This window comes from Nguyenibacter vanlangensis, from assembly GCF_013376155.1.
Taxonomy (GTDB): Bacteria; Pseudomonadota; Alphaproteobacteria; order Acetobacterales; family Acetobacteraceae; genus Gluconacetobacter; species Gluconacetobacter vanlangensis.
In genome coordinates, this window is sequence record NZ_JABXXP010000307.1 from 1 (window position 1) to 3,479 (window position 3,479).

Consider the following 3,479-nt stretch of genomic DNA (forward strand, 5'->3'; position numbering starts at 1 on the left):
CGGATCTCTGCGCCCTGGCGGCGGAGGATCTGGCGCTGCCGGGCCTGACGGGCGACGCGATCCTCGACAGCGTCCTCTTCGCGCGTCCGGCCCTTCCGGTTTCCGATGTCCTGTGCGCCGGCCGATGGGTGGTCGCGGGCGGGCGGCATGTCGCCCGGGATGCCATCGCCCGCGATTTCCGGGCGGCCATGGCAAGGCTGTCGGCCTGACAAGGTTGCGGGCCTGAAAGGAGAATCTTCGCGATGGAGGGGCCGGTTTTCTCGCTTGTCCGGGGGGATGCCCCCGTGCTGGTCACCATTCCCCATGCCGGGACGCGCCTCGCCCCCGGCATGGCGGCGCGCATGACGGAGGCGGGGCGCGCTTTGCCCGATACCGACTGGTATGTTCCCCGCCTGTACCAGGTCGCGGCGCGGCTGGGCGCCGGCGTGCTGCGGGCGCATTATTCGCGCTATGTCATCGACCTCAATCGCGGCGGCGACGATGCGGTGCTCTATCCCGGGCGGCCGAAGACCGGCCTGGTGCCGACGCTGACCTTCGATGGGCGGCCGATCTACCGGCCCGGCGCCGAACCCGGCGAATCCGAGATCGCGGCGCGCCGGCAATGCTATTGGCAGCCTTATCACGATGCCGTCGCGGCGGAACTCGACCGCCTGCGCGCGCGCCACGGCCATGCCGTCCTGTGGGACGCCCATTCCATTGGCACGGTGATCCCGCGCCTGTTCGAAGGACGGCTGCCGGACCTGAATTTCGGCACCAATGACGGCGCCGCCTGTGCCGGCGGCCTGATCGCCGCCGTCATGGCCGGGCTGACGGAGGGCGGGGGCTATTCCTCTGTCCTCGACGGCCGGTTCAAGGGGGGCTACACCACCCGTCATTACGGCCGCCCCGCGGAGGGGATCCATGCCATCCAGCTTGAGAAGGCCCAGGCGACCTATCTGGCGTCGGAGGGTGGGGCGGCGCCTGCCGCCGATGCGCGGAAGATGGAAAAGCTTTCCGGCCTGATCGGGGATCTTCTGGAACGCGCCTGCGCCTGGAGACCCTGATTTCGGTCTGTTCAGTCGGTGGCCGTGGCGGGCAGCGCCCGCGCGTTGAAGCGCCGTTCCATGGCGATATAGAGCGGCGGGGTCAGGAGCAGGCTGACGACCCAGGACAGGTCGACGCCGCCCAGCGCCCGCGCCACCTGGCCGGTATAGAGCGCGGTCGAGAGGAAGGGCACCTGCACGAGGATGCCGATGACGTAGCAGGCCAGGGCGGGGCCGTTGAAAAGACCGTAGCGCCCGCCGTCCCGCGCGAAGAACGAGGCGACGTCATAGTCCCCGTGATGAAGGAGGTAGTAATCGGTCAGGTTGATGGCCGTCCACGGGATCATGACCGACATCAGCAGTTCGAGAAATTCGCCGTATGCGCTCATGAAACTGTCGGCCATCAGGGTCGCCATGGCAAAGGCCAGCGCCAGCAGCGCCACCGTCACGATCAGGCGCGCGGTCCGGCCGTAGCGCCGGCCGGGCGTGAAGGTCTGCGCCACCGTCAGGGTCGACAGGGCCCCGCAATAGATGTTCATGGCGTTGGCGACGGCGATGCCGAGCGACAGCGCGGCCAGGACCGCCGCCACCCACGGCCCGAGCAGCGCCGCCAGCGTGACGACGATGCCGTGTCCCGCCGCCAGCAGCCCCACCGCCGCGCCCAGCGCCATCGCCAGCACCGACCCCAGCACGGAACCGGAGAAGCAGGCCGCGAATGCCTGTCTTTCGCCCGCGGGACCGGCCGGGAGATAGCGCGAGGAATCCGAGACATAGGGCGCATAGGCGATCTGCCACAGGGCCGCCGTGGACATTGTCCGCAGGATGCCGGTCCAGCCCGGCCGGCCCGGCGCGAGGAACGGCAGGTCGCCGGCATGCAGCGCCAGCACCCGCGCGATGCAGAACAGGATGGCGGCGCCGCAGAGCACCGTCATGACCCGCGCCGAGAGATGAATCGCCCGGTAGCCGAGGATGGCGGGAAGGACCGAAAGCGCCTGGACGACCAGGATGGCGGAAAGACGGCCCAGGCCGGGCACGATGCTTTGCAGTCCCTCGGCGCCCAGCACGAGGTTCGACGCCGCGAACCCCACATACATCAGGACGATGACGGCGGTTACCGGCACCGCGCCCATCAGGCCGAACTGGCCGCGCGTCTGGACCATCTGCGGCACGCCGAGACGCGGCCCCTGCGCCGCGTGCAGCGCCATGAACACGCCGCCGATCAGATTCCCGGCCAGGAGCGCCAGCAGCGCCGGCAGCAGCGGCAGGCCGTAGACCGTCGTGGACAGCGCCCCCGTCACGACGGTCAGCATCATCAGGTTCGGGCCGAACCACACGGTGAACAGGTCGCGCGGCCGGCCGTGGCGGCGCGCGGGGGGGATCGGATAGATGGTTTCCGCTTCCGGGGAACCGAGCGAATCGATCATGAGCCCTCCGTGTCCGGTGCCGCGCTGATGACGCGGAACGATCCGGTGCGGCATCGACCGATACGACATTATTCCGCCGCTGGATACAGCAGCCCGCTGCGACGTATTTCCCTACGCCGTGCATCGGAAAAATCTATCAAGCCCGTGCATTTATTGCGATATCATCATGTCCGTTCGCGCATGGCGGCGAAAGGAGGCCCTGGCGGCGCGCGCCCCGCTTCCTTCGGTTTTTCCGAAGCCAAAGGAAACGGTTCCGTTCTTTCATAGATCGTCCCGGCCTGCGACCATTCCCGGATCGAACCGGGCGGGGCGGTGCGCCGGCTCCGGCCAGGACATGAGGTCACGACATATGCCCGTCCATAAGCGCATCCGTCCGTTCAATACGAAAGAGACCTATCCCGAGCAGAACCTGGACAATGATTTGTGCCAGGCGGTCGTGGCGGGCAATACGGTCTATCTTCGCGGCCAGGTGCCGCAGGACCTCGACACGCGCGAGAACGTGGCCGTCGGCGACCCGGCCGGGCAGGCCCACAAGGTCATGCAGAACATCCTGCTGCTGCTGAAAGAGGCGGGATCGGATCCTGCGCATATCTGCAAGGTGACCGTCTATCTGACGGATATTCGCCACAGGGAAGCCACGTATCGCGTCCTGGGACAGTATCTGAAGGGCGTCTTTCCGGTCTTCACCGGGCTGGTCGTGGTCGCCCTTGCCCGTCCGGAATGGCTGATCGAGGTCGACGTCATCGCGGTGTTGCCGGACTGAGCGGACCTGTTCGGAACCCTATCCGGAACCAAGGCCATCCGGGAGGACGGGCTGGGCCCGGGGTCATTCGTCGCCGGGCACGCCGTACGCGGGCGCGGACGACGGATCCAGGCAGCGCGTGACGTAATCGTGCATCTGCGGCTGCCAGATGGTCCAGAGATCGGCCAGGCGCGCGATCGGCGCATCGTCCCAATCGACGCGCAGGTCGGTCAGGGGCCAGCTCTGGCGGTCGACGACCAGCAGGCCCGCGGAGCGGAGCGGGCCGGCCTC

The 3,479-nt window shown here is 68.1% G+C and carries 4 protein-coding genes and 1 pseudogene; 3 read left to right on the forward strand and 2 right to left on the reverse strand.

What is annotated here, in order from left to right; all coding sequences use genetic code 11:
• Together HUK84_RS12865 and hutG are read left to right on the forward strand one after the other, a co-directional pair.
• Window positions 1-209 (forward strand): annotated as a pseudogene (locus tag HUK84_RS12865) (formimidoylglutamate deiminase); the annotation flags it as partial.
• Window positions 210-242: 33 nt separating this feature from the next.
• A complete protein-coding gene (gene hutG / locus HUK84_RS12870; protein ID WP_176640651.1) occupies window positions 243-1,043 on the forward strand; it encodes an N-formylglutamate deformylase in 801 nt (266 codons plus the stop codon).
• An 11-nt stretch (window positions 1,044-1,054) separates the two neighbouring features.
• On the opposite strand, the gene HUK84_RS12875 is transcribed toward hutG, so the two are convergent.
• Entirely contained in the window at window positions 1,055-2,446 is a 1,392-nt protein-coding gene (locus tag HUK84_RS12875; protein WP_176640652.1) for a purine-cytosine permease family protein, read from the reverse strand.
• A gap of 349 nt (window positions 2,447-2,795) precedes the next feature.
• Here HUK84_RS12875 and HUK84_RS12880 point away from each other — a divergent pair, with 349 nt between their 5' ends.
• A complete protein-coding gene (locus HUK84_RS12880) occupies window positions 2,796-3,209 on the forward strand; it encodes a RidA family protein (RefSeq protein ID WP_176640653.1) in 414 nt (137 codons plus the stop codon).
• A 63-nt stretch (window positions 3,210-3,272) separates the two neighbouring features.
• Here the strand turns inward: HUK84_RS12880 and HUK84_RS12885 are convergent.
• Window positions 3,273-3,479: DUF1028 domain-containing protein (locus HUK84_RS12885; RefSeq protein ID WP_218064362.1), on the reverse strand; the 207-nt coding region annotated here is incomplete at its 5' end.